31 protein-coding genes, 11 tRNA genes, 2 rRNA genes and 1 pseudogene are annotated in these 21,488 nt (G+C 36.6%); all 45 read right to left on the bottom strand.

What is annotated here, in order from left to right; all coding sequences use genetic code 11:
* Positions 1 to 17 precede the first annotated feature (17 nt).
* Positions 18 to 413 (bottom strand): 30S ribosomal protein S11, encoded by a 396-nt coding sequence (gene rpsK / locus G324_RS0106680; protein ID WP_210994127.1) that lies wholly within the window; start codon positions 411 to 413, stop codon positions 18 to 20.
* A complete protein-coding gene (gene rpsM / locus G324_RS0106675) occupies positions 413 to 787 on the bottom strand; it encodes a 30S ribosomal protein S13 (protein ID WP_025725595.1) in 375 nt (124 codons plus the stop codon). Before rpsM ends, rpsK begins: the two co-directional genes overlap by 1 nt.
* 12 nt (positions 788 to 799) lie before the next feature.
* A complete protein-coding gene (gene rpmJ, locus G324_RS0106670) occupies positions 800 to 916 on the bottom strand; it encodes a 50S ribosomal protein L36 (RefSeq protein WP_025725594.1) in 117 nt (38 codons plus the stop codon).
* 12 nt (positions 917 to 928) lie between these two features.
* Positions 929 to 1,147 carry a translation initiation factor IF-1 gene (infA, locus tag G324_RS0106665; protein WP_025725593.1) on the bottom strand — a complete coding sequence of 73 codons (219 nt, stop codon included), beginning with the start codon at positions 1,145 to 1,147 and terminating at the stop codon, positions 929 to 931.
* 2 nt (positions 1,148 to 1,149) lie between these two features.
* Positions 1,150 to 1,905, bottom strand: a complete 756-nt coding sequence (gene map / locus G324_RS0106660; RefSeq protein WP_025725592.1) for a type I methionyl aminopeptidase — start codon at positions 1,903 to 1,905, stop codon at positions 1,150 to 1,152.
* Positions 1,902 to 2,555, bottom strand: a complete 654-nt coding sequence (locus G324_RS0106655) for an adenylate kinase (RefSeq protein ID WP_162146971.1) — start codon at positions 2,553 to 2,555, stop codon at positions 1,902 to 1,904. Before G324_RS0106655 ends, map begins: the two co-directional genes overlap by 4 nt.
* 1 nt (position 2,556) lies before the next feature.
* A complete protein-coding gene (gene secY / locus G324_RS0106650; RefSeq protein ID WP_025725590.1) occupies positions 2,557 to 3,855 on the bottom strand; it encodes a preprotein translocase subunit SecY in 1,299 nt (432 codons plus the stop codon).
* Between the two features lies 1 nt (position 3,856).
* On the bottom strand, positions 3,857 to 4,297 hold the full coding sequence (gene rplO / locus G324_RS0106645) for a 50S ribosomal protein L15 (RefSeq protein WP_025725589.1): 441 nt from the start codon (positions 4,295 to 4,297) through the stop codon (positions 3,857 to 3,859).
* Positions 4,298 to 4,310: 13 nt separating this feature from the next.
* Entirely contained in the window at positions 4,311 to 4,484 is a 174-nt protein-coding gene (gene rpmD / locus G324_RS0106640) for a 50S ribosomal protein L30 (protein WP_025725588.1), read from the bottom strand.
* A gap of 4 nt (positions 4,485 to 4,488) precedes the next feature.
* A complete protein-coding gene (gene rpsE, locus G324_RS0106635; protein WP_025725587.1) occupies positions 4,489 to 4,995 on the bottom strand; it encodes a 30S ribosomal protein S5 in 507 nt (168 codons plus the stop codon).
* 14 nt (positions 4,996 to 5,009) lie between these two features.
* A complete protein-coding gene (rplR, locus tag G324_RS0106630; RefSeq protein WP_025725586.1) occupies positions 5,010 to 5,360 on the bottom strand; it encodes a 50S ribosomal protein L18 in 351 nt (116 codons plus the stop codon).
* 12 nt (positions 5,361 to 5,372) lie between these two features.
* Positions 5,373 to 5,912: a 50S ribosomal protein L6 gene (gene rplF / locus G324_RS0106625; protein ID WP_025725585.1), complete on the bottom strand. Its 540-nt coding sequence runs from the start codon at positions 5,910 to 5,912 to the stop codon at positions 5,373 to 5,375.
* 18 nt (positions 5,913 to 5,930) lie between these two features.
* A complete protein-coding gene (rpsH, locus tag G324_RS0106620; RefSeq protein ID WP_025725584.1) occupies positions 5,931 to 6,326 on the bottom strand; it encodes a 30S ribosomal protein S8 in 396 nt (131 codons plus the stop codon).
* 12 nt (positions 6,327 to 6,338) lie between these two features.
* Positions 6,339 to 6,608: a 30S ribosomal protein S14 gene (rpsN, locus tag G324_RS0106615; protein ID WP_025725583.1), complete on the bottom strand. Its 270-nt coding sequence runs from the start codon at positions 6,606 to 6,608 to the stop codon at positions 6,339 to 6,341.
* A 10-nt stretch (positions 6,609 to 6,618) separates the two neighbouring features.
* Positions 6,619 to 7,161, bottom strand: coding sequence for a 50S ribosomal protein L5 (rplE, locus tag G324_RS0106610; protein WP_162146970.1), 543 nt, complete (start codon positions 7,159 to 7,161; stop codon positions 6,619 to 6,621).
* A gap of 179 nt (positions 7,162 to 7,340) precedes the next feature.
* Positions 7,341 to 7,679, bottom strand: a pseudogene (gene rplX, locus G324_RS08120) (50S ribosomal protein L24); the annotation flags it as partial.
* Positions 7,680 to 7,692: 13 nt separating this feature from the next.
* A complete protein-coding gene (rplN, locus tag G324_RS0106600) occupies positions 7,693 to 8,061 on the bottom strand; it encodes a 50S ribosomal protein L14 (protein ID WP_025725580.1) in 369 nt (122 codons plus the stop codon).
* 17 nt (positions 8,062 to 8,078) lie between these two features.
* Complete coding sequence (gene rpsQ / locus G324_RS0106595; protein WP_025725579.1) at positions 8,079 to 8,345, bottom strand: 30S ribosomal protein S17; 267 nt, start codon at positions 8,343 to 8,345, stop codon at positions 8,079 to 8,081.
* Positions 8,346 to 8,359: 14 nt separating this feature from the next.
* A complete protein-coding gene (gene rpmC / locus G324_RS0106590) occupies positions 8,360 to 8,548 on the bottom strand; it encodes a 50S ribosomal protein L29 (RefSeq protein ID WP_025725578.1) in 189 nt (62 codons plus the stop codon).
* Complete coding sequence (gene rplP, locus G324_RS0106585) at positions 8,545 to 8,961, bottom strand: 50S ribosomal protein L16 (protein WP_162146969.1); 417 nt, start codon at positions 8,959 to 8,961, stop codon at positions 8,545 to 8,547. Before rplP ends, rpmC begins: the two co-directional genes overlap by 4 nt.
* A 5-nt stretch (positions 8,962 to 8,966) precedes the next feature.
* Positions 8,967 to 9,758, bottom strand: a complete 792-nt coding sequence (gene rpsC / locus G324_RS0106580) for a 30S ribosomal protein S3 (protein ID WP_025725576.1) — start codon at positions 9,756 to 9,758, stop codon at positions 8,967 to 8,969.
* A 7-nt stretch (positions 9,759 to 9,765) separates the two neighbouring features.
* Positions 9,766 to 10,101, bottom strand: a complete 336-nt coding sequence (gene rplV, locus G324_RS0106575) for a 50S ribosomal protein L22 (RefSeq protein ID WP_025725575.1) — start codon at positions 10,099 to 10,101, stop codon at positions 9,766 to 9,768.
* 10 nt (positions 10,102 to 10,111) lie between these two features.
* Entirely contained in the window at positions 10,112 to 10,390 is a 279-nt protein-coding gene (rpsS, locus tag G324_RS0106570; protein ID WP_025725574.1) for a 30S ribosomal protein S19, read from the bottom strand.
* Between the two features lie 11 nt (positions 10,391 to 10,401).
* Complete coding sequence (rplB, locus tag G324_RS0106565; RefSeq protein ID WP_025725573.1) at positions 10,402 to 11,232, bottom strand: 50S ribosomal protein L2; 831 nt, start codon at positions 11,230 to 11,232, stop codon at positions 10,402 to 10,404.
* Positions 11,233 to 11,263: 31 nt separating this feature from the next.
* A complete protein-coding gene (gene rplW, locus G324_RS0106560; RefSeq protein ID WP_025725572.1) occupies positions 11,264 to 11,566 on the bottom strand; it encodes a 50S ribosomal protein L23 in 303 nt (100 codons plus the stop codon).
* Entirely contained in the window at positions 11,566 to 12,189 is a 624-nt protein-coding gene (rplD, locus tag G324_RS0106555; RefSeq protein ID WP_025725571.1) for a 50S ribosomal protein L4, read from the bottom strand. The genes rplW and rplD overlap by 1 nt, the downstream gene beginning before the upstream one ends.
* An 11-nt stretch (positions 12,190 to 12,200) precedes the next feature.
* Positions 12,201 to 12,839 (bottom strand): 50S ribosomal protein L3, encoded by a 639-nt coding sequence (rplC, locus tag G324_RS0106550; RefSeq protein ID WP_025725570.1) that lies wholly within the window; start codon positions 12,837 to 12,839, stop codon positions 12,201 to 12,203.
* A gap of 44 nt (positions 12,840 to 12,883) precedes the next feature.
* A complete protein-coding gene (gene rpsJ / locus G324_RS0106545) occupies positions 12,884 to 13,192 on the bottom strand; it encodes a 30S ribosomal protein S10 (protein ID WP_025725569.1) in 309 nt (102 codons plus the stop codon).
* A 220-nt stretch (positions 13,193 to 13,412) separates the two neighbouring features.
* A complete protein-coding gene (locus G324_RS0106540; protein WP_025725568.1) occupies positions 13,413 to 14,798 on the bottom strand; it encodes a hypothetical protein in 1,386 nt (461 codons plus the stop codon).
* Positions 14,799 to 14,968: 170 nt separating this feature from the next.
* Entirely contained in the window at positions 14,969 to 15,406 is a 438-nt protein-coding gene (locus G324_RS0106535; RefSeq protein ID WP_025725567.1) for a MarR family winged helix-turn-helix transcriptional regulator, read from the bottom strand.
* A gap of 11 nt (positions 15,407 to 15,417) precedes the next feature.
* A complete protein-coding gene (locus G324_RS0106530) occupies positions 15,418 to 16,266 on the bottom strand; it encodes a DegV family protein (protein ID WP_025725566.1) in 849 nt (282 codons plus the stop codon).
* A 110-nt stretch (positions 16,267 to 16,376) separates the two neighbouring features.
* The gene (locus G324_RS0106525) at positions 16,377 to 17,228 is read right to left on the bottom strand and encodes an NAD(P)-dependent oxidoreductase (RefSeq protein ID WP_025725565.1); all 852 of its coding nucleotides are present in this window, start codon (positions 17,226 to 17,228) and stop codon (positions 16,377 to 16,379) included.
* Positions 17,229 to 17,356: 128 nt separating this feature from the next.
* Positions 17,357 to 17,432 (bottom strand) — tRNA-Phe (locus G324_RS0106520).
* Positions 17,433 to 17,438: 6 nt separating this feature from the next.
* A tRNA-Asp gene (locus G324_RS0106515) sits at positions 17,439 to 17,514 on the bottom strand.
* Between the two features lie 15 nt (positions 17,515 to 17,529).
* Positions 17,530 to 17,606, bottom strand: a tRNA-Met gene (locus G324_RS0106510).
* Positions 17,607 to 17,635: 29 nt separating this feature from the next.
* Positions 17,636 to 17,724 (bottom strand) — tRNA-Ser (locus tag G324_RS0106505).
* A 26-nt stretch (positions 17,725 to 17,750) separates the two neighbouring features.
* Positions 17,751 to 17,827: transfer RNA gene (locus tag G324_RS0106500), tRNA-Ile, on the bottom strand.
* A 5-nt stretch (positions 17,828 to 17,832) separates the two neighbouring features.
* Positions 17,833 to 17,909, bottom strand: a tRNA-Met gene (locus tag G324_RS0106495).
* A 31-nt stretch (positions 17,910 to 17,940) separates the two neighbouring features.
* Positions 17,941 to 18,016 (bottom strand) — tRNA-Ala (locus tag G324_RS0106490).
* Positions 18,017 to 18,040: 24 nt separating this feature from the next.
* Positions 18,041 to 18,127: transfer RNA gene (locus tag G324_RS0106485), tRNA-Leu, on the bottom strand.
* Positions 18,128 to 18,147: 20 nt separating this feature from the next.
* Positions 18,148 to 18,223 (bottom strand) — tRNA-Lys (locus G324_RS0106480).
* Positions 18,224 to 18,228: 5 nt separating this feature from the next.
* Positions 18,229 to 18,304: transfer RNA gene (locus G324_RS0106475), tRNA-Thr, on the bottom strand.
* An 8-nt stretch (positions 18,305 to 18,312) separates the two neighbouring features.
* A tRNA-Val gene (locus G324_RS0106470) sits at positions 18,313 to 18,388 on the bottom strand.
* Between the two features lie 30 nt (positions 18,389 to 18,418).
* Positions 18,419 to 18,530 (bottom strand): 5S ribosomal RNA (gene rrf / locus G324_RS0106465).
* 64 nt (positions 18,531 to 18,594) lie between these two features.
* Positions 18,595 to 21,449: ribosomal RNA gene (locus G324_RS0106460) — 23S ribosomal RNA — on the bottom strand.
* Positions 21,450 to 21,488: the final 39 nt, after the last annotated feature.

Genomic DNA, 21,488 nt, shown 5'->3' with positions numbered 1-21,488 from the left:
TCCTAAATGGTTTTTTATTAGTTACGTGGACGTTTTGGTGGACGGCACCCGTTGTGTGGAACTGGCGTCACATCTTTAATCGCTGTAATTTCTAATCCTGCTGCTTGTAAGCTTCTAATTGCAGCCTCTCTACCTGGTCCTGGTCCCTTGACGAATACTTCAACACGAGCCATACCATTTTCCATTGCACCTTTAGCAGCTGCTTCGCTAGTTAATTGTGCTGCAAATGGTGTAGATTTTCTTGAACCTTTAATACCTAAAGCACCAGCACTTGACCATGAAATAGCATTACCTGCTGGGTCTGTGATAGTAACGATTGTATTGTTAAAAGTTGTATGAATATGTGCAATACCTGAAGGTATATTTTTTCTTACTCTTCTTTTAGTAGTTTTTCTTTTTTGAGCTGCCATAATTATTTACCTACCTGTTTCTTTCCAGCAATAGCTTTTGGTTTGCCCTTACGTGTACGCGCATTATTTCTAGTGTTTTGTCCACGAACTGGTAATCCTTTACGGTGTCTCATACCACGGTATGAACCAATTTCCATTAAACGTTTAATGTTTAATGTAGATTCTCTACGTAGGTCACCTTCTGTAACGATTTTTGCAATTTCGCTACGGATTGCTGCTAATTGATCTTCATTTAAATCTTTTACACGAACATCTTCTGATACGTTGGCATTTTTAAGTACTTCTACTGCAGTACTTGAACCAATACCATAAATATATTGTAACGAGATTACCACTCGTTTTTGGGTTGGTATATCTACCCCTGCAATTCTTGCCATAGTTTAATCTCCTTAACCTTGTCTCTGATTATGTCTTTTATTTTTCTTATTGATCACGTAAACGCGACCTTTACGGCGCACAATGATGTCATCTGCGCTACGTTTTTTAACTGATGCTTTAACTTTCATTTTAATTGCTCCTTATTTTCTACGGTATGTAATACGACCGCGTGTTAAGTCATATGGTGATAATTCAACTGTGACTTTATCACCAGGTAAAATGCGTATGTTGTGGATACGGATTTTACCAGATACGTGAGCGATAACTGTATGTCCGTTATCAAGCTCTACGATAAACTTTGTATTTGGTAAAATTTCTTTTACCCTTGCTTCTACTTCGATTAAATCTTCTCTTGCCATAATTACTCCTTCACTTTAGTTAATACTTCATAACCATCTTTAGTTACTACAACAGTATGTTCAAAATGTGCACTATAGGACTTGTCTTGTGTAACAGTTGTCCAATTATCTTTTAAGATTCTGACACGTTTAGTTCCAATATTAACCATTGGTTCCACACAAAATGTCATACCTTCTTTTAAAGTGACATTATTATTTTCAACACCATAATTTGGTATAGCTGGTTCCTCATGAAGACTACGACCTATGCCATGACCAGTAAATTCTTCAACAATTCCATAACCATGAGGTTTAATTGTAGATTCAACGGCATGACTAATATCATTAACAGTTGCACCTGGTTTGATTACTGATAACCCATTCCATAGTGCTTGTTCTGTAACCTCAAGTAGCTTAGTAACACTTAAAGGAACTTCTCCTACTGGGAAAGTCCAAGCAGAGTCTGCATGATAGCCTTTATAATTAACACCTAGATCAAGTGATAAAATATCACCTTGTTTCAATGTCTTCTTTTTTGATGGAATACCATGAATCACAACTTCATTCACGGACGCACAAATGGATCCGGGAAATCCTTGGTAATCCTTAAAAGATGGTGTTGCATCATTTTCTAATATGAATTTTTCTGCAAGAATATCAAGCTCATGTGTGGTGACACCAGGCTTTATAAAGGGAATTAAATATTCTCTTGTACGTGCTAAGATGTCACCAGCTGTTCTCATGAGTTCGATTTCTCTAGAACTTTTAATTGTAATCATTTTTGCTCCAGAATTTCTAATACATCGTTTGTAATCACTTCAAGGTCGCGATTACCATCAACATCGACTAACAATCCAGTTTGTGTATAGTACGCAATTAAAGGATATGTTTCTTTATTGTAGACTTCAAGTCTTTTCATGATGGTTTCTTTGCTATCATCTTTTCTTTGAACTAATGTAGCACCATCTTTATCACAAATATTCGGTACTTTAGGTGGGAAGTTATCAATGTGATAAATTGAACCACATACTGGACATGTACGTCTACCGGTAATACGTCTGATAATCACTTCATCTTCGCTTGTAATGTTTAAGACAATATCAATAGGCATTTTGAGTTCATTTAACATAGACTCTAAATATAATGCTTGTTCAGGTGTTCTAGGATAACCATCTAAGATAAATCCATCCTTAACATCACTTTCATTGAATCGTTCTTTAACCATTCCATTTGTTACCTCATCAGGAACTAATTGTCCCTGATCGGTATACTTTTTAGCTTCAATACCTAATTTAGTATTGTTTTTGATGTGGTATCTAAACATATCACCTGTAGAAATATGCGGTATGTTTAACTTGTTTGCTAAAATTTTTGCTTGAGAGCCTTTCCCAGCACCCGGAGGTCCTAGAAAAATCATCCTTGTTTTCATTTTAGAATAAACCTTGATATGTCTCTTGATTTGCTTGCGCTTCTAATTGTTGTGTTGTATCTGCTGCAACCCCAACAACAATTAATAGCCCGGTACCACCTAAGGTTATACTTGATGCTTCTGCACCAACAAAACCAAATACCCAAGCTGTAACAATTGGTAATGCAGCTAATACAACTAAGTATACTGTACCAATAACTGTCACTTTAAATAGTATTCTAGCAATATAATTTTTAGTATCATCTCCTGGTCTTACACCTGGAACATACGCATTAGATTTAGATAAGTTATCTGCAATCTTATGTGGGTTTGTAACCATGAAAGTATAGAAGAATGAAAATGCGATAATTAAAATTAAGTAAATTACAAAACCTAATGGTTCTTGATAGTTAAATATTGCGTTAATCCAAGATGCAACTCCTGAATTTGCTGTATCACCTAAGAAACCAATAATTGAAAGTGGCACTGATAATAAAGTGGATGCGAAGATAACTGGTAATACCCCTGCAGAGTTAATCTTTAATGGGATATTTGAATCACTTCTTGCTTTACCACCTTGACGGTTTGAGTAGTTTATAGGTATTTTTCTTTTTGCAATATTCATGTAAACAACTCCTAATAGAATTGCTACATATAACACTAAGATAAATACATAAGTTACTATATCAAGCCATTGTCCTGTACCAAGATATTTATTTGATAAGGTTGTAATCATAATTGGAATTGATGTTAATACACCAACCGCAATAAGCATAGATGAGCCATTTCCAATACCTTTAGCTGTTATTAAATCAGCTAGCCAAATTGTAAATGCAGAACCTGCAGTTACAACTAAAGCCATATAAAAGTATGTAAAGAATGAATCACTTACACCAACTTGAATTTGTGATCCTCTAACACCGGTACCTAATATTAAGAGTAAGCTTTGTGCAAATGCTAATACAATTGCTAAGTACTTAGTCATACGTTGTGTTTTTTGTTTACCAACGTCGCCTTGTTCTTGCCACTCTTTCATTTGTGGAACTACAGATTGTAGTAATTGAACTGCAATAGATGCAGTGATATATGGGGAAATCCCTAGTGATAACACACTAAAACGTGCCAATGCTTGTCCTGTATAGCTGTTTAGAATGCCCAAGAATCCAGATGACCACCCTGCTTGTGAAGAAATTAAATCGACATTAAACAGAGGAATCGGAATATAACTTGCGACTCTAAATATTAATATAAGTAATAAGGTTATGCCTAATTTAGCCATAACTGAATTATTTGCTAATACATTTTTTATGCGCTGCCACATTTTAGATCACCTCGGTTGTTCCACCAGCTGCTGTAATTGCTTCAATAGCACTGTTTGAGAATTTATTTGCTTTTACAGTTAATTTCTTTTCTAATTTACCGTCAGCTAAAATCTTAACGCCTGATAATGTCTTTGTAATTAATTTTGTCTGTAATAGTAATTCAGGTGTAACGACACTTCCATCTTCGAATACATTTAATTCTTTTGTATTGACGATAGCATATTCTTTTCTTGTGTGATTGTTAAATCCACGTTTTGGAATACGTTGGAAGAAAGGGATTTGTCCCCCTTCAAATCCAGGGCGAGTACCGCCACCAGAACGAGCGAGTTGTCCTTTGTGTCCTTTACCAGAGGTTTTACCTGTACCACTACCTGGTCCACGTCCTAAACGTTTCTTAGCATGTCTAGCACCTGGAACTGGTTTTAAGTTGCTTAATATCATAGGTTATTCCTCCTTACTCTTTCTCAACAATAACTAAATGGCCAATTGTTTTAACCATTCCGTTAATTGCATCATTTTCTACTTTTGTAACACTTTGTCCAATTTTTCTTAAACCGAGTGCGTGCGCAGTTTTTACTTGGTTTGGACGTCTACCAATTAAAGATTTGTTTAATGTAATTTTAATCATATGCTTACACCAAATTTTCTAGTGCAATACCACGTAGTTTTGCAACTGATTCTGGTGTTCTTAATGATTCTAATCCATTGAATGTTGCACGCACAACATTAATTGCAGTTTTTGAACCTAATGATTTAGATAATACGTCATGTACGCCAGCTAAGTCAAAGATTATACGAGCCGCACCACCAGCAATAATACCGGTACCTGGTGCTGCAGGTTTAATTACAATTTTACCACCACCGAATTCACCAACAACTCCATGAGGAATTGTAGATTTAATTAGTGGTACTTCAATTAAATTTTTCTTAGCGTTTTCTACTGCTTTTTTAATAGCTTCAGGAACTTCAGTTGCTTTACCTGTTCCAAAACCAACAGTACCTTGTTTGTTACCAACAACAACTAGTGCTGCAAAACGGAAACGGCGTCCACCTTTAACGACTTTTGTTACACGATTAATAGCTACGACTTGTTCTTCGAAAACTACTTCTTCTCTTTGATCTGTAAAATTTTGTGCCATGATAGACTCCTTTCCTAAAATTCTAAGCCAGCAGCTCTTGCTGCGTCTGCTAATGCCTTAATGCGTCCGTGATATAAATAACCACCACGGTCAAAGACAACTTTTGTGATGCCTAACTTTAATGCTTGTTCAGCAATAACTGTACCAAGCTTAGTTGCACCATCGATGTTTGCACCTAGATTTAATGCTTTTGTATTTGCACTTGTTAATGTGTGTTGTGCGGAATCATCTATAATTTGAACATATAACGCGGTATTGGAACGGAATACATTCAATCTTGGACGTACTGGAGTACCGATGACATGTTTTCTAATTCTTAAATGTCTTTTTAGTCTAGTTTCATTAGAAGATTTTTTATTAATCATATTCTATACTCCTTATTTCGCAGTTTTACCAGCCTTACGAGCAACATATTCGTCAACATAACGAATACCTTTACCCTTATAAGGTTCTGGTTTTCTGTATTCTCTAATTTCTGCAGCAAATTGTCCTACTACAGCTTTATCAATACCATTTACAGTGATTTCTGTATTTTTTGGAACATCTAAAGTAATACCTTGTGGAATTTCTAACTCAATATTGTGTGAGAATCCTAATTGTAATACTAAAGTATTTCCTTGAAGTTGAGCTCTATACCCAACCCCCTTGATTTCTAATTTTTTAGAAAATCCAGTACTTACACCTGTAATCATATTAAATAAGATTGCACGTGATGTACCATGAATTTTTCTTGTAAACATTTCATTGTTTGGTCTTGAAACTTTAAGTTCAGAACCTTCTAATGAGAAGTTTAATACTTCGTTGAATTGTTTTTCAAGTTGTCCTTTAGGTCCTTTAACAGTAATGAAATTTGTTTCACTAATGTCAACGGTAACGTCTGCAGGAACAACGATAACTTTATTGCCTATACGACTCATTTATGTTTTCCTCCTTAATTACCAGACATATGCAAGCACTTCGCCACCAATTTGTTGTTGGCGTGCTTCACGATCTGTTAAAATTCCTTTTGATGTTGAAATAAGTGCAACACCTAAACCATTTAATACTCTGGGTAAATTGTCTAAGCTTGCATAGACACGAAGACCTGGCTTCGATATCCTTTTCAATCCTTTGATGACACGTTCATTACTATCTGAATATTTTAAAGTTACTGTAATTTTTGGGAATTTATCCTTAGAAACTACAAAGTCTTTAATATATCCTTCTTGCTTCATAACATTAAGTATTTCTACTTTAAGTTTTGAAGCAGGAATGTCAACTTTAGGATGACGCGCTTTATTAGCATTGCGGATACGCGTTAATAGGTCCGCAATTGGATCAGTCATAACCATGTTTCTTCCTCCTTACCAGCTTGCTTTTTTAACACCAGGTATTTCGCCTTTGTGTGCTAATTCTCTAAATGTAATACGAGAAATACCAAATTTTCTCATATACGCTCTTGGTCTACCATCTAATGAGTCTCTATTTCTTAATCTAACTGGTGAAGCTTTTCTTGGTAATTGTGATAAAGCTTCATAGTTTCCAGCAGCTTTTAGAGCTCTTCTTTTTTCAGCGTAGATTGCTACAATTTCACGCTGTTTTTTATCTTTTGCGATTTTTGATTTTTTTGCCATAATCTACACCTCACTTCTTAAACGGGAAACCGAATGCATTAAGTAAGCTTTTAGCTTCTTGATCGGTTTGAGCCGTTGTTACAATAATTATATCCATCCCACGTACTTTATTAACTTTGTCAATATTGATTTCTGGGAAGATAATTTGTTCTTTAACACCTAATGTGTAGTTACCGCGACCATCAAACGCATCAGCGGATACACCACGGAAGTCTCTTACACGAGGTAATGCAACAGATACTAATTTTTCTAAGAAGTAATACATTCTGTCACCTCTTAAAGTAACTTTAGCACCAATTGCTTGGCCTTCACGTAGTTTAAAGTTAGAAATAGATTTCTTAGCTTTAGTAATTACAGGTTTTTGACCAGTTAGTAAAGTTAATTCTTCAACTGCTTGGTCAAGTAGTTTTGAGTTTGAAACTGCATCACCCACACCCATGTTTACAACAATCTTTTCTAATCTTGGAGCTTCCATAACTGAACGGTAGTTGAATTCAGAAACTAGTTTTTGAACAATTGTTGTATTATATAGTTCTTTAAATTGTGATCTCATTATTTACCACTAGCTCCTTTCTTTTGTACCGTTGTATTTTTTTCAACTTTAGTAGATTTAACAGCTTTTACTTGTTTTGTTTCTTTAGCTTGTTTAGTAACTTTTGCTGGTTTTTCAGTTTTTGCTACTTTAACTTCGCTTTCTTCTTTTGTTGATTTAACTTTAGCAGGTTTTTGAACCTTGTCTAAAGTTTGTCCGCTCTTTTTAGCATAACGAACTTTTACACCATTTTCAACACGGTGACCAATACGAGTTGGTTCACCAGTTTTTGGATCTTGGATTGCAAGATTACTTAAATGGATTGGTGCTGGTACCTCAACGATACCACCTTTGTCATTAGCAGAAGTTGGTCTTTGATGTTTTTTAACAATGTTAACACCTTCAACGATTGCTGTGTTTTTTGCGTGATTAATTTTAAGTACACGACCAGTTTTTCTAGTCTTGATACCTTTTTTATCAGTTGTAAATTGGTCACCACCAGCAATAATTACAACTGTATCTCCAGTTTTAATATTCATATTGGCTTCCTCCTTACAACACTTCTGGCGCAAGTGAGACGATCTTCATGAAGTTCTTTTCTCTTAGTTCTCTTGCGACAGGTCCAAAGATACGTGTACCTCTTGGATTCATATCATCTTTAATAATAACTGCTGCATTATCATCGAACTTAATGGTTGAACCATCAGCTCTTCTAATGCCATGTTTAGTTCTAACAATTACGGCTTGGACTACATCACCTTTTTTAACTGTTCCAGTTGGAGTTGCTTTCTTAACTGTTACTGTAACGATGTCTCCAATGTTTGCATAACGACGACGCGTACCACCTAAAACTCTAATAACTAGAACTTCACGTGCTCCGGAATTGTCAGCAATTGTAATTCTTGATTCTTGCTGTAGCATATGTCCTTCGTCCTTTCTTAAACAATCACCGCTGATTCAACAACTTTAACTAAAACGAATTTTTTAGTTTTAGATAGTGGTCTAGATTCAGCAATGGTTACAGTATCTCCAATTTTTGCAACATTATTTTCATCATGTGCATGGAACTTCTTTGAAACCTTTACAGGTTTTCCATAAATACGGTGAACTCTATGTGATTCAACTTTTACAGTAATGGTTTTATCCATTTTATCGGATACAACTTTTCCAGTATAAGTTTTTTTACTTTTAGCTATGTTTTGCATGGTTATATCCTTTCTTACTCGCCTCGCTCAGAAATGATTGTTTTCATTTGAGCGATTGTTTTTTTAACAGTTCTTAGACGAGCTGTATTTTCTAATTGACCAACAGCGTGCTGAAAGCGTAAATTGAATAATTCAGCTTTTAATTCAGCTATTTTGTTAGTGATTTCTTTTGAATCTAAATTTCTGATATCAGCTGCTTTCACGCTTCTTCACCTCTCTTGACAATTTTAGTTTTAATCGGTAATTTGTGTGATGCTTTACGAAGAGCTTCTCTTGCAATTACATCACTTACACCGTTAATTTCGAACATGATTTTGCCTTCTTTTACGACTGCAACCCATGAATCTGGAGCTCCTTTACCGGAACCCATACGTACTTCCATTGGTTTTTTAGTTTTTGCTAAGTGTGGGAAGATATTGATCCAAACTTTACCTAAACGTTTCATTTCACGAGTCATCGCGATACGAGCCGCTTCGATTTGACGGTTTGTAATCCAAGCACCTTCTTTAGCCACTAATGCAAAATCACCATTAATAATTTCGTTTCTACCTTTCGCTTTTCCTTCATAGGAAACACGATGAGGACGACGGTATTTTGTTCTTTTTGGCATTAACATTGTAATTAGTCCTCCTTGTTATTTCTATTGTTTCTTTGTGGTCTTTGACCTGCTCCAGCGTTAGCACCTTCACGTGGTGTACGAGGACGACGGTTTTTTTGACCTTTTCTTGGTTGACCAGCTTCAAATGGTTTTCTTGTGTCTAGAATAGATTGTCCTGGTAATACCTCACCATGATAAATCCATACTTTAATACCTAAAATACCATAAGTTGTTTTAGCTTCTGCTGTTGCATAGTCTACGTCTGCTCTTAATGTATGAAGTGGAACGCGACCTTCTGAGTAGCCTTCGCTTCTAGCCATTTCAGCTCCACCTAAACGTCCAGAGATTAAAGTTCTAACACCTTTAGCACCAGATTTAAGCGCACGTTGAATAGCCATTTTTTGTACACGTCTGAAAGATGCTCTGTTTTCTAGTTGTTCAGCAATGCTTTGTGCAACTAGAATAGCGACTTTTTCAGGACGTCTAACTTCAATAATATTTAAGATGACTTCTTTTTTAGTTAAGTATTCTAAAGTAGAAACTGCTTTGTTTTTAGTTGCTGCTTCTTTACCTAATGCAATACCAGGTTTAGAAACATATAACTTAATTGTGATTCTTTCTTTATTTTTAGCTTTAACGCGTTCGATTTCAACTTGTGATACGCCCGCTTTGTTAAATTCTTTGTTTAGGAATTCTCTAATTAAAGCATCTTCTTTAACAAGTGCCGGTACATCTTTTTGATCAGCATACCATTTAGATTCCCAAGTACGGATAATACCTAGTCTCAAACCATTTGGATTTGTTTTTTGTCCCATGCTTTAATTACTCCCTTTCTGCTACAACCACTGTGATGTGTGATGTGCGTTTTCTAATTAAATGACCGCTACCTTTTGCACGTGGTCTCATTCTTTTCATTGTAATGGATTCGTTTGCATATACTTCTTTAACGTATAGTGTATCTGCATTTAAATTTAGGTTATGTGTTGCGTTTGCTACTGCTGAGTTTAAAACTTTAGCAATAACAGGTGATGCTCCACGTGGTGTAAACATTAGAATAGCTTCTGCTTCTTTAACGTTTTTTCCACGAATTAAGTCGACAACAAGGCGAACTTTTCTAGGAGCGATTCTAATGGTTTTTCCAATTGCTTTAGCTTCCATGTTATCTCTCCTATCTCTTTACTTTCTTGTCTTCTTTTTTGTGTCCACGGAATGTACGTGTTGGAGCGAATTCGCCCAATTTATGTCCAACCATGTCCTCTGTGATGTATACAGGTACGTGTTCGCGACCATTGTATACTGCGATCGTAAAACCAATAAATTCAGGGAAAATCGTTGAACGACGGCTCCATGTTTGGATTACTTTTTTATCATTTGATTTAACTTGTTTTGCGACCTTATCTAATAATGATTGATCAGCGAAAGGTCCTTTTTTAAGTGAACGTGCCATGATTACCCTCCTTATCCGTTTCTACGTCTTACGATCATGCTTGAAGACGCTTTTTTAGTATCACGTGTTTTAATACCACGAGCTTTTTTACCCCATGGGGTCATTTGTTGTTTTCTACCGATTGGTTGTTTACCTTCACCACCACCGTGTGGGTGATCATTCGGGTTCATAACTGATCCACGTACAGTTGGACGTACACCTAAGTGACGTGTTCTACCAGCTTTACCGATACGAACAAGTTCGTGTGATTCGTTACCTACTTCACCAATTGTTGCTTTACATGTTCCTAAGATACGACGAACTTCACCAGATTGTAGACGAACTAATACATATTTTTCTTCGCGTCCTAAAATTTGAGCTGAAGTACCAGCACTTCTAGCGATTTGTCCACCACGTCCAGGTTTTAACTCAACGTTATGTACAACACTACCTACTGGAATAGTCATAACTGGTAATGCGTTACCAACTTTGATGTCTACACCTTCTCCGGAAACAATTGTGTTTCCAACTACTAAACCTTTAGGTGCTAAGATATATCTTTTTTCACCATCTAAGTAAGTAATTAATGCAATATTTGCTGTTCTATTTGGATCATATTCGATTGATGTTACTTTTCCTGGAATATTATCTTTATCTCGTTTAAAGTCAATGATACGATATTTTCTTTTTGCTCCACCACCGATGTGTCTAACAGTAAGTTTTCCTTGGTTGTTACGACCACCAGTTTTTGAAATTGGCGCAAGCAGTGACTTTTCAGGAGTAGATGTTGTAATTTCATCGAAAGTAAGAACACTCATATTACGACGACCATTGGTCGTTCTTTTATAAATTTTAACTGCCATAAGTTAATTCTCCTATATCTTTCACTATTGATTAAACTGCGAATGCAGCAATCTTTTGTCCTTCAGCAAGTTGGACAATTGCTTTTTTGTATCCTGGCTTTAAACCTTCGTATTTACCAACTTTTTTACGTTTTGGCAACACAGTAATGGTATTTACCTGAATCACTTTAACTTCAAATACTGCCTCAACTGCTTTTTTGATTTCTACTTTGTTTGCAGTTTTTGGAACTTTGAAGGTATATCTATTATTTTCTTCGACTAATTTCATTGATTGCTCAGTGATAATCGGAGCGCGTAATAGTTCATAATATTTTGTTTCTACGACTTTAGCCATTATCCTAATACCTCCTCGTAGTATTGAAGTGCATCTTGTGTTAACACAACGTTGTTAAATTTAAGTAATTCATAAACTGATGTTTGACTTACTTCTTTAACAAGTGCGTTAGGTAAGTTATTTGATGCTAATAACAAGTTCTTTTCAATTTTTGTAACTAGAACAAGTGTATTACGTTCTAATTTTAAGTTTTTGATGATTTCGATAAATAACTTTGTTTTAGGCTCGTTAACTGTAATGTTATCTACTAAAACTAAATTATTTTCTAATACATGATGTGAAAGTGCACTTCTTAATGCTAATTGTTTTACCTTTTGGTTAACTTTCACAGCATAGCTTCTTGGGATTGGTCCGAAAACTACCCCACCGCCTCTCCATTGTGGAGAACGGATTGAACCTTGACGTGCACGACCTGTACCTTTTTGTCTCCATGGTTTTTTACCACCACCACGTACTTCAGCACGTGTTTTTGTTTTAGCTGTACCTTGTCTTAATGCAGCGCGTTGTGCATTAACTACGTCATAGATTACTTGTTGATTTGGTGTAATTCCGAAGATTGCATCATTTAAAGCAACTTCAGATAGTTTTTCACCAGCTTGATTGAATAAATTTAATGTTGGCATAGTTATTCTCCTTAGTTACCTTTCTTAATTGCAGTTCTTACAATTACATATCCTTTTTTAGGTCCTGGTACTGAACCAGAAACTAATAACAGGTTGTTTTCAGTATCCACAGCAACAACTTTTAAGTTTTGAACTGTTACTTGTTCATTACCCATTTGTCCAGGTAAGTTTTTACCCTTCATGTTACCTTTAATTGCACCAAGTGAACCAACACCTCTATGATAACGTGATCCGTGTGTCATAGGTCCTCTTGATTGATTGTGGCGCTTGATAGCACCTTGGAAACCTTTACCTTTTGATGTACCTGTTACGTCTACATCTTCTCCTGCTTGGAAAATATCAGCTTTAATTTCATTTCCTACTTCTAAAGCTAATAGTTCATTGTTAAGCGCATCAAATCGAATTTCTTTAACGAAGCGCTTAGGTGCAGTATTTGCTTTTTTCACGTGCCCTAATTCAGGCTTGTTACTTAATTTTTCACGTTTGGATTCAAATCCAACTTGAGTTGCTACGTATCCGTCAGTTTCAACAGTTTTTTGTTGTAACACTACGTTACCTTCAACATCAATAACCGTGACTGGAACTAAAACACCATTTTCATCGAAAATTTGTGTCATTCCAATTTTCTTACCTAAGATTCCTTTGGCCATTGTCTTTCCTCTTTCTTTTTATTTTCTAGCCTTTAACATCTAAATTATTTTTTCAGAACGATGTCAATTCCTGATGGTAAATCAATTCTCATTAAAGCATCGATTGTTTTTGAGTTTGGATCTAAGATTTGAATTAATCTTTTGTGTGTTCTTCTTTCGAATTGTTCACGGCTGTCTTTGTTTACATGTGGACTTCTTAACACTGTAAAGATTTCTTTCTTTGTTGGTAGTGGAATTGGACCTTGTACTTCTACCCCAGTCTTTTCAACACTTTCAACAATTTTCTTAGCAGCTTGATCAATTAATCTGTGATCGTATGCTTTTAAACTGATTTTAATAATATCTTTTGCCATTTTATTTCTCCTTTCGCCTATAATCCTTGCATAGACTTTACTCCCTGAAAATACTCGACACACCGACAACGGCTATCCGTGTATCAACAACCTTCCAGATCAACGCTTTACTTGTATGTACGCAAGCCTTATTATTATATAAAAAAAGAGTTTTTAATGCAACCCTTTTTCTAACTTTGTTTTGTTTTTTGTATAAAAACCCATCATTTTTACATATTTTTTATTTATTACGTTTTTTGTTGTATTGATCTATTATCTTATCATAGTAATTAATCAAACGATGGTCAACAGTAAAGCGTTTAAAGCCTTTAATAACAAGCGCATTAAACACTTTAGGATCATTTATGTCTTCACCTATTAAGTATGTATCACGTTTTTTTCTTTTAACTACATAATTTAGATAAGTTAATTCTTTAAGATGCTCTTTATCTAAAATGTCATCAATTTTTAATGCATCTGCTGTTTGATATGTATCAAGCATAATGAGGTCAAATTTATTAAAGTCCTCAAGATGTTGAAATACTTCTAAGTTATCTACATTCATTCCAACATCAATTAATTTTCCATATTTTTCTTTATATAGATGTTGAATTCTTAATTTGATGTACTTAAAGTCTGAATTGTTTAATAGGTTGGGACAACTAATTATAATATTTTCATTTTGGATACTAAAGGCATGTTCTAATTCTTGTTCATAAATAGTTGAATGATTTAAAATACTTGTTGGTGTCAAATATGAAGATTCATTGAGACTAAAATAAAGTTCTAGTAATTTTAACTTTGGTAATGTAATTATGATTTTAGTGTTTGGATAAGTTTTATAAAGTTTAGTATAAAACTCTTTACGATTATTCGTATCTAATAAACCATCTGTTAGTATGTATGATTTTTCTGTTTGTACAATAATATAGTCTATATTTAAATTCTGGTAGTTTTCAATATCTGCTAAGTTATTAATTTTTGCACCTAACTTGAATGTATTTCTTTCGATTTTATTTTTTTGTATATCTAAACTATAATATTTAGAATTTAAATCTAGCTGTTCTAAACTATATTGGTTACCTATAATAAATTCATTATTAGTAACTAGATACTTTATGGATAGACTATCTAAAATATCTACACCTAATCCATCTAATTTTTCTTCTACTATAAGATATTTAACTTCTTTAGGTAAATCAAATAAATCTTTAGTGTGAAATCCTTTAAGTTTTAAGATGACTGGTTGATTATTAATTACTATACTAAATGCAGTTTGATTATATAATCGTGTGAGTATATCTGACATATAAAGTAATATCTTATCTGATGCTTGTTTATTTTCCTTAATTCTTCTTAATACATCATCAATTATCTCTTCTAAATCTGTAAAAACCTCTAATGCTTCAATTAAGTCTTTAATTGAAAGATACATAATATCAACCAAGTAATTAAGCTCTATTAAACTATCAAAACGCAATAAGCCTTGTTCATGCTGCGTTTTGAGTATATTAGACTTTTTATCTATAAGTGTTTGATAATGATTGATAACCACACTATGATTAGCTCTTTGAATTGAAATGTGTTCCGACAAATCAATTTCCATAAACGGATATGTTTTTCTCATGTTTGTTAAATCCCCTTTTTCTGTATTTATATGAGTTTATAAAAACTATGAACGATTATAGAAAATTTAGCCGAAAGTTGCAAACAAAAATAAGAAAACCCAAAGGTTTTCTTATTAATTGTCTATACAACAGGTTTTTTAAAGTTAATTTGTGATTATTAACACAATGTTTAATATTTTTCTTTGAAATATAACATGATGTTTTCAAGTGATTTCATAAGCACTTCATCATCATCTATATTTAAATCGTTAAATACAGAACTAATCATATCATCATGAAATTTTTCATGTATGATTAAAATATTTTCCGCTTCAGGAGTTAATTTTAAATAGACTTTTCGGCGATCAATTTCATCCGAGTATCTAAATACCATTTTCTTTCTAACAAGTATGTTAATTGATGTAGTAAGTGTTCCTAGAGTTACTCTTAACTTTTTAGCCACCTCACCCATTGTAGGTACTTCTGTGTTTTTAATAGCCTCTAATACATGCACTTCAGTCATAGATAAATTAACACCATTATCTTTTAGTGTTTGCTCTTCAATACGTAAAATATGGTTAAATACATCTACAAGTAGTGTATTAATTATTTCTTTAGCCGAGCCCATTTAAATCCTCCTTAAATTTCAAAATATCCTAATCCTAGTGTACCTGGACCTGCATGTGCTCCAACGACTGGAGTAAGTGGCATAAGTGTGATTTTCGCATCAGGTCTTTCTGTTTTTATTTCCTCTTCTAATTGTTTTGCTTTGTCTAAATTAGTTGTGTATGCAATATAGAATTCAACGTTTTTATTCTTTGTTTCTTCTAAAATGATTTCTATTATGCGTTTTTGAGCTTTTGTTGTAGTTCTAATTTTCTCATAGGGCTTTAATGAACCATCATCCATTATTTTAAGGAGTGGCTTGATTTTTAGTAGTGTACCAATAAGTCCTGCTGCTGCAGATAATCTACCATTTTTTACTAAATATTTAAGTGTATCTACTAAAACGTATATTTGAACTTTTTCTCTTAAGTTATTTAATGTTTCAACAATTGTTTGAACATCTTTACCTTCTTTGACCAATTCAAGTGCTTTTCTAGCAAGAACAAACTCACCAAATGAAACACTTTTAGAGTCTATTACCTCTACATTTAATCCATCTATTAAGTCTTTAGCAAGGATTGCACCTTGATATGTACCACTTAACTTAGAGGAAATTGAAATAATAATTAAATCTGTGTAGCCTTTTGATTTAATTGATTCATATAGTTCTTGAAATTTACCTGTTGAAACTTGTGATGTATGTATATCTGCATTCGGATTATCCAACATCATTTGATAAAACTGTTCTGATTTAATTTCTGTATGGTCAATATATTCTTTTCCATCAAAAAATACAGTTAATCTTACAACTTCCATTTGAGCTTTTTCAGGTAGGTAGTCAGCACCTGATGTTGATAGTGTAGCAATAGCTATTTTCTTCATTTATTTATTCTCCCATAAAATACTTTGATATTCAAAATATATCTATAGTATTTTAACATATATTAAATGATTTGCCTATATTTATTCTGAATATTGTAATTTTTTAGTAATTATATGACCAAATTATCTAAATAATAAAGAATTAATGCCTGTGTACCTTTGTTTTCATGATTATTTTCTACTAATTTTTCAAGCATATTTCTAACAGTTGTTGTAACTTCTAAGTGTTTAATACTAGATTCAATTGCTAAATTTAAGTCTTTTAAAAAATGTTTGATATAAAATCCTGGCTCATAATCTTTATTTATTATTTTTAATCCGTTGGTTTTCATTTGATTACTAGAAGCACTTCCACCCATAAAAATTTGATGTGCTAAGTTAAGATCTAGGTTTAAAGTTTGAGCGTAATATAAAGATTCTACAACACCTGCAAGTGCACCTGCAATAGCAATCTGATTGGATAATTTTGTGCGTTGTCCATTACCTGCTTTACCCATATAAAGAAGTGTTGAACTAAAACTTTCAAGGAGTGGTTTAACTTTTAAAAAAGATGTTTCATCTCCACCAACCATTGTTGATAATGTTCCATTAATAGCACCTACTTCTCCACCAGTAACAGGTGCATCCAACATTGATAATTCTTTAGTTAATGCCATTTCATATAAGTGATTTGCTAATCCTGGTGATGATGTTGTCATATCGACGATAATTGTGTTCTTATTTGCATATTTAAAAACTTCAAGTGATACTTGCTCAACATCTTTAGGATAACCTACTATCATAAAAATAACATCCTTATTAGAGGAAACTTCCTCAATTGATTTAGCCACTTTAGCATACATGCTTAATTGTTCTGCTTTTTCTTGTGTACGGTTATATACTGTGACATCATATCCTTTTTCTGATAGATGTTTAACCATGGGACTTCCCATAATTCCTGTTCCAATAAATCCTATTTTCATATAATCATCCTTCTTATTGATATTTGACAGTTCTATTATAACAAATTATAAAACTATATTCTAAACTTACCAAAAACTTCCATATAAATAAAAAAAGTCTAATAATAGACTTGTTTAATTACTTGTAGTGGTGGCTCCAGGCGGAATCGAACCGCCGACACGAGGCTCTTCAGGCCACTGCTCTACCGACTGAGCTACAGAGCCACAACATGGCGGTCCGGACGGGATTTGAACCCGCGATCTCCTGCGTGACAGGCAGGCATGTTAACCCCTACACCACCGGACCATTAAATTTTAAAATTGGTTGCGGGAGATGGATTTGAACCATCGACCTTCGGGTTATGAGCCCGACGAGCTACCAGACTGCTCTATCCCGCGATATTATATCTATTATACCATAAAAGTAGTGGCGGAGGAAGAGGGATTTGAACCCCCGCGGCTTTTACACCCTGTCGGTTTTCAAGACCGATCCCTTCAGCCTCTTGGGTATTCCTCCACTTTGATTGATTAAATAAGTAAAACTGGTGGACCCGGTTGGACTCGAACCAACGACCGACCGGTTATGAGCCGGTAGCTCTAACCAACTGAGCTACGGGTCCCTTACTGGTAGCGGCGGGGGGACTTGAACCCTCGACCTTGCGGGTATGAACCGCACGCTCTAGCCAGCTGAGCTACACCGCCATATATTGGTTAGGCACTTTTTTGATTAAACTGGTGGAGCTTAGCGGGATCGAACCGCTGACCTCCTGCGTGCAAGGCAGGCGCTCTCCCAGCTGAGCTAAAGCCCCAACATGTTTATAATTTATTAAGTATGGTGCCCGGGGTCGGACTTGAACCGACATGGCTGTTATGCCACAGGATTTTAAGTCCTGCGTGTCTACCGATTTCACCACCCGGGCAGGTGGTTTTATTAAAATAGTGGTGTCCCGTGATGGACTCGAACCATCGACACCTTGATTAAAAGTCAAGTGCTCTACCACCTGAGCTAACGGGACACGCATGGTGCCGAAAACAGGAATTGAACCCGCAACCTACTGATTACAAATCAGTTGCTCTACCGATTGAGCTATTTCGGCTTATTTAATGGTGGAGGATGACGGGCTTGAACCGCCGACCCCCTGCTTGTAAGGCAGGTGCTCTCCCAACTGAGCTAATCCTCCATATAAATGATAAATATAATTGAGAATAATGCCTGGCAACGTCCTATTTTCGCTATTTGTATTAACTATCGTCGGCGCTAAGGTGCTTAACTTCTGTGTTCGGGATGGGAACAGGTGGAACCACCTTGCCATCGTCACCAGACATATTACTCTCAAAACTAGATAAATGATTTTCTCTGAAAAGAATGTGATGCGAATCATCACGATAGGTTAAGTCCTCGACCTATTAGTACCAGTCAGCTAAATACATCACTGTACTTACACACCTGGCCTATCAACCTCATCGTCTTTGAGGGGTCTTACTAATTGGGAAATCTCATCTTAAGGGGGGCTTCACGCTTAGATGCTTTCAGCGTTTATCCCTTCCGCACATAGCTACCCAGCTGTAGTACTGGCGTACTAACTGGTGCACCAGGGGTGCGTCCATTCCGGTCTTCTCATACTAGGAACAGCTCCCTTCAAATTTCCAACGCCCACGATAGATAGAGACCGAACTGTCTCACGACGTTCTGAACCCAGCTCGCGTGCCGCTTTAATGGGCGAACAGCCCAACCCTTGGAACCTACTCCAGCTCCAGGATGCGACGAGCCGACATCGAGGTGCCAAACCGCTTCGTCGCTGTGAACGCTTGGAAGCGATAAGCCTGTTATCCCCAGGGTAACTTTTATCCGTTGAGTCACGGCCCTTCCATTCGGTACCGTAAGATCACTATGTCCGACTTTCGTCCCTGCTCGACTTGTTGGTCTCGCAGTCAAGCTACCTTCTGCCATTGCACTCTATAGAATGATTTCCAACCATTCTGAGGTAACCTTCGAGCGCCTCCGTTACTCTTTGGGAGGCGACCGCCCCAGTCAAACTGCCCACCAGACACTGTCCTTTAGATTACACATCTAGAAGTTAGAAACTAAGTGCACGAAGGGTGGTATCCCAACGTCCGCTCCGACAATACTAGCGTACTATCTTCTTCGCGTCCCACCTATCCTGTACATCTTACACCCAGTTTCAATATCAAGTTACAGTGAAGCTCCATGGGGTCTTTTCGTCTAATCGCGGGTAGCCGGCGTTTTCACCGGCAGCTTGATTTCACCGAGTCTGTTGTTGAGACAGTGCCCAAATCGTTACGCTTTTCGTGCAGGACGGAACTTACCCGCCAAGGAATTTCGCTACCTTAGGACCGTTATAGTTACGGCCGCCGTTTACTGGGACTTCAATTCAATGCTTTGGGTTGCCCCTGACATCTCCTCTTAATCTTCCAGCACCGGGCAAGCGTCAGCCTCTATACTTCACCTTACGGTTTTGCAGAGACCTGTGTTTTTGCTAAACAGTCGCTTGGGCCTTTTCTCTGCGACTCCTCGTTTTCATAAGGAGTCCCCCTTTTCCCGAAGTTACGGGGTCAATTTGCCGAGTTCCTTAACAACAGTTTTCTCGCGCGTCTTAATATATTCTACTCACCCACCTGTGTCGGTTTACGGTACGGGCAGTTTAATGATTATCCCTAGAAGCTTTTCTTGAAAGCATGAACTCGTACGTCTTTATATCAGTTCTCAGCCTTTATAGCACCCGGATTTACCTAAGTACTAGCCTCGAAGCCTTCTCACCCAATCCATTTAGGGCGGACGCCTATCCTTCTTTGTCACTCCATCAGTCATTACACTGGTACTAGAATCTCTACTAGTTATCCATCGGCTACGCTCTTCAGCCTCACCTTAGGCCCCGACTTACCCAGGGCGGACGAACCTTCCCCTGGAAACCTTGGGTTTATGACGGACAGGATTCTCACCTGTCTTTTCGTTACTTACACCGGCATTCTCACTTCCTAACGCTCCACTAGTCCTCACGATCTAGCTTCTCCGCTGTTAGGAACGCTCCCCTACCACTTAAAATATTCTTTACTTTAAATCCGCAGCTTCGGTAATATGCTTAGCCCCGGTACATTTTCGGCGCAGAGTCACTCGACCAGTGAGCTTTTACGCACTCTTTAAAGGATGGCTGCTTCTAAGCCAACCTCCTGGCTGTTTGTGCATCTCTACTTCCTTTTCCACTTAGCATATATTTTGGGACCTTATCTGGCGGTCTGGGCTCTTTCCCTTTTGACCACGAACCTTATCACCCGTAGTCTGACTGCCAACTTACTTTACCGACATTCGTAGTTTGATTGAGATCAGTACCCCGAGGTGGGGCCATCACACATTCAGTGCTCTACCTTCGATAAACCTTTTTCGTTGACGCTATCCCTAAAGATATTTCGGGGAGAACCAGCTATCTCTGAGTTCGATTGGAATTTCTCCCCTAGCCACAAGTCATCCGAGCCTTTTTCAACAGGCGGCGGTTCGGTCCTCCATAAGGTACTACCCTTACTTCAACCTGCTCATGGCTAGATCACCCAGTTTCGGGTCTACATCACACAACTTAGTCGCCCTATTCAGACTCGCTTTCGCTTCGGCTCCGGACCTTCATCCTTAACCTTGCTATGTAACGTAACTCGCCGGTTCATTCTACAAAAGGCATGCCATCACCCATTAACGGGCTCTGACTAATTGTAAGCACACAGTTTCAGGTTCTCTTTCACTCCCCTCCCGGGGTTCTTTTCACCTTTCCATCACTGTACTGGTTCACTATCGGTCACCAAGTAGTATTTAGCCTTAGGAGATGGTCCTCCTATCTTCAAACGGGATTCCACGTGTCCCGCCCTACTTTCTGATACCATGGATTATATAATTTCGACTACAGGGTTCTCACCTTCTTCGACCGATTTTCCCACATCGTTCATCTATTATATAATTTTGTAACCTTAGGTATCTGGCTCCTCCGCGTTCGCTCGTCGCTACTTACAGAATCGTTATTACTTTCTTTTCCTGTGGGTACTTAGATATTTCAGTTCCCCACGTATCGCCTCTAACACGTGTGTTAGATAACATGTCTTCCACATGCTGGGTTCCCCCATTCGGACATCTCGGAATCGTCGCTTACTTACAGCTTCCCCGAGCATTTCGGTGTTAGTTCCGTCCTTCATCGCCTCTTGGTGCCAAGGCATCCACTGTGTGCCCTTTGTTCCTTAACCTTGTTTCTTTTCAGACATCATTTATCTACTTTTCAAAGA

It is taken from the genome of Acholeplasma granularum ATCC 19168, from assembly GCF_000526235.1.
In the GTDB taxonomy this organism is placed as follows: domain Bacteria; phylum Bacillota_I; class Bacilli_A; order Acholeplasmatales; family Acholeplasmataceae; genus Acholeplasma; species Acholeplasma granularum.
The sequence above is the reverse complement of the archived record's forward strand: the minus strand, read 5'-3'. Positions and strand labels throughout refer to the sequence as shown.

Excerpts from the sequence above, each read along its gene's own strand:
- rplE (WP_162146970.1), bottom strand. The coding sequence starts at position 7,161 with ATGAGATCACAATTTAAAGAACTATATAATACAACAATTGTTCAAAAA.
- rplF (WP_025725585.1), bottom strand. The coding sequence starts at position 5,912 with ATGAGTCGTATAGGCAATAAAGTTATCGTTGTTCCTGCAGACGTTACC.
- G324_RS0106530 (WP_025725566.1), bottom strand. The coding sequence starts at position 16,266 with ATGAAGAAAATAGCTATTGCTACACTATCAACATCAGGTGCTGACTAC.
- rpsQ (WP_025725579.1), bottom strand. The coding sequence starts at position 8,345 with ATGCAAAACATAGCTAAAAGTAAAAAAACTTATACTGGAAAAGTTGTA.
- rplP (WP_162146969.1), bottom strand. The coding sequence starts at position 8,961 with ATGTTAATGCCAAAAAGAACAAAATACCGTCGTCCTCATCGTGTTTCC.
- rplW (WP_025725572.1), bottom strand. The coding sequence starts at position 11,566 with ATGGCTAAAGTCGTAGAAACAAAATATTATGAACTATTACGCGCTCCG.
- G324_RS0106655 (WP_162146971.1), bottom strand. The coding sequence starts at position 2,555 with ATGAAAACAAGGATGATTTTTCTAGGACCTCCGGGTGCTGGGAAAGGC.
- rpsE (WP_025725587.1), bottom strand. The coding sequence starts at position 4,995 with ATGGCACAAAATTTTACAGATCAAAGAGAAGAAGTAGTTTTCGAAGAA.
- G324_RS0106525 (WP_025725565.1), bottom strand. The coding sequence starts at position 17,228 with ATGAAAATAGGATTTATTGGAACAGGAATTATGGGAAGTCCCATGGTT.
- rpsH (WP_025725584.1), bottom strand. The coding sequence starts at position 6,326 with ATGGTTATGACTGATCCAATTGCGGACCTATTAACGCGTATCCGCAAT.
- rpsJ (WP_025725569.1), bottom strand. The coding sequence starts at position 13,192 with ATGGCAAAAGATATTATTAAAATCAGTTTAAAAGCATACGATCACAGA.
- rpsC (WP_025725576.1), bottom strand. The coding sequence starts at position 9,758 with ATGGGACAAAAAACAAATCCAAATGGTTTGAGACTAGGTATTATCCGT.
- rplV (WP_025725575.1), bottom strand. The coding sequence starts at position 10,101 with ATGGAAGCTAAAGCAATTGGAAAAACCATTAGAATCGCTCCTAGAAAA.
- rplN (WP_025725580.1), bottom strand. The coding sequence starts at position 8,061 with ATGCTACAGCAAGAATCAAGAATTACAATTGCTGACAATTCCGGAGCA.
- G324_RS0106535 (WP_025725567.1), bottom strand. The coding sequence starts at position 15,406 with ATGGGCTCGGCTAAAGAAATAATTAATACACTACTTGTAGATGTATTT.
- rplC (WP_025725570.1), bottom strand. The coding sequence starts at position 12,839 with ATGGCCAAAGGAATCTTAGGTAAGAAAATTGGAATGACACAAATTTTC.
- rplB (WP_025725573.1), bottom strand. The coding sequence starts at position 11,232 with ATGGCAGTTAAAATTTATAAAAGAACGACCAATGGTCGTCGTAATATG.
- rpmD (WP_025725588.1), bottom strand. The coding sequence starts at position 4,484 with ATGATTAAAATTACATTAAACAAATCTTTAATTGGTAGACGTCCAAAC.
- rplD (WP_025725571.1), bottom strand. The coding sequence starts at position 12,189 with ATGCCAACATTAAATTTATTCAATCAAGCTGGTGAAAAACTATCTGAA.
- rpsS (WP_025725574.1), bottom strand. The coding sequence starts at position 10,390 with ATGGCACGTTCACTTAAAAAAGGACCTTTCGCTGATCAATCATTATTA.
- infA (WP_025725593.1), bottom strand. The coding sequence starts at position 1,147 with ATGGCAAGAGAAGATTTAATCGAAGTAGAAGCAAGGGTAAAAGAAATT.
- G324_RS0106540 (WP_025725568.1), bottom strand. The coding sequence starts at position 14,798 with ATGAGAAAAACATATCCGTTTATGGAAATTGATTTGTCGGAACACATT.
- rpmJ (WP_025725594.1), bottom strand. The coding sequence starts at position 916 with ATGAAAGTTAAAGCATCAGTTAAAAAACGTAGCGCAGATGACATCATT.
- rplO (WP_025725589.1), bottom strand. The coding sequence starts at position 4,297 with ATGATATTAAGCAACTTAAAACCAGTTCCAGGTGCTAGACATGCTAAG.
- rpsN (WP_025725583.1), bottom strand. The coding sequence starts at position 6,608 with ATGGCAAAAAAATCAAAAATCGCAAAAGATAAAAAACAGCGTGAAATT.
- rpsM (WP_025725595.1), bottom strand. The coding sequence starts at position 787 with ATGGCAAGAATTGCAGGGGTAGATATACCAACCCAAAAACGAGTGGTA.
- secY (WP_025725590.1), bottom strand. The coding sequence starts at position 3,855 with ATGTGGCAGCGCATAAAAAATGTATTAGCAAATAATTCAGTTATGGCT.
- map (WP_025725592.1), bottom strand. The coding sequence starts at position 1,905 with ATGATTACAATTAAAAGTTCTAGAGAAATCGAACTCATGAGAACAGCT.
- rplR (WP_025725586.1), bottom strand. The coding sequence starts at position 5,360 with ATGATTAATAAAAAATCTTCTAATGAAACTAGACTAAAAAGACATTTA.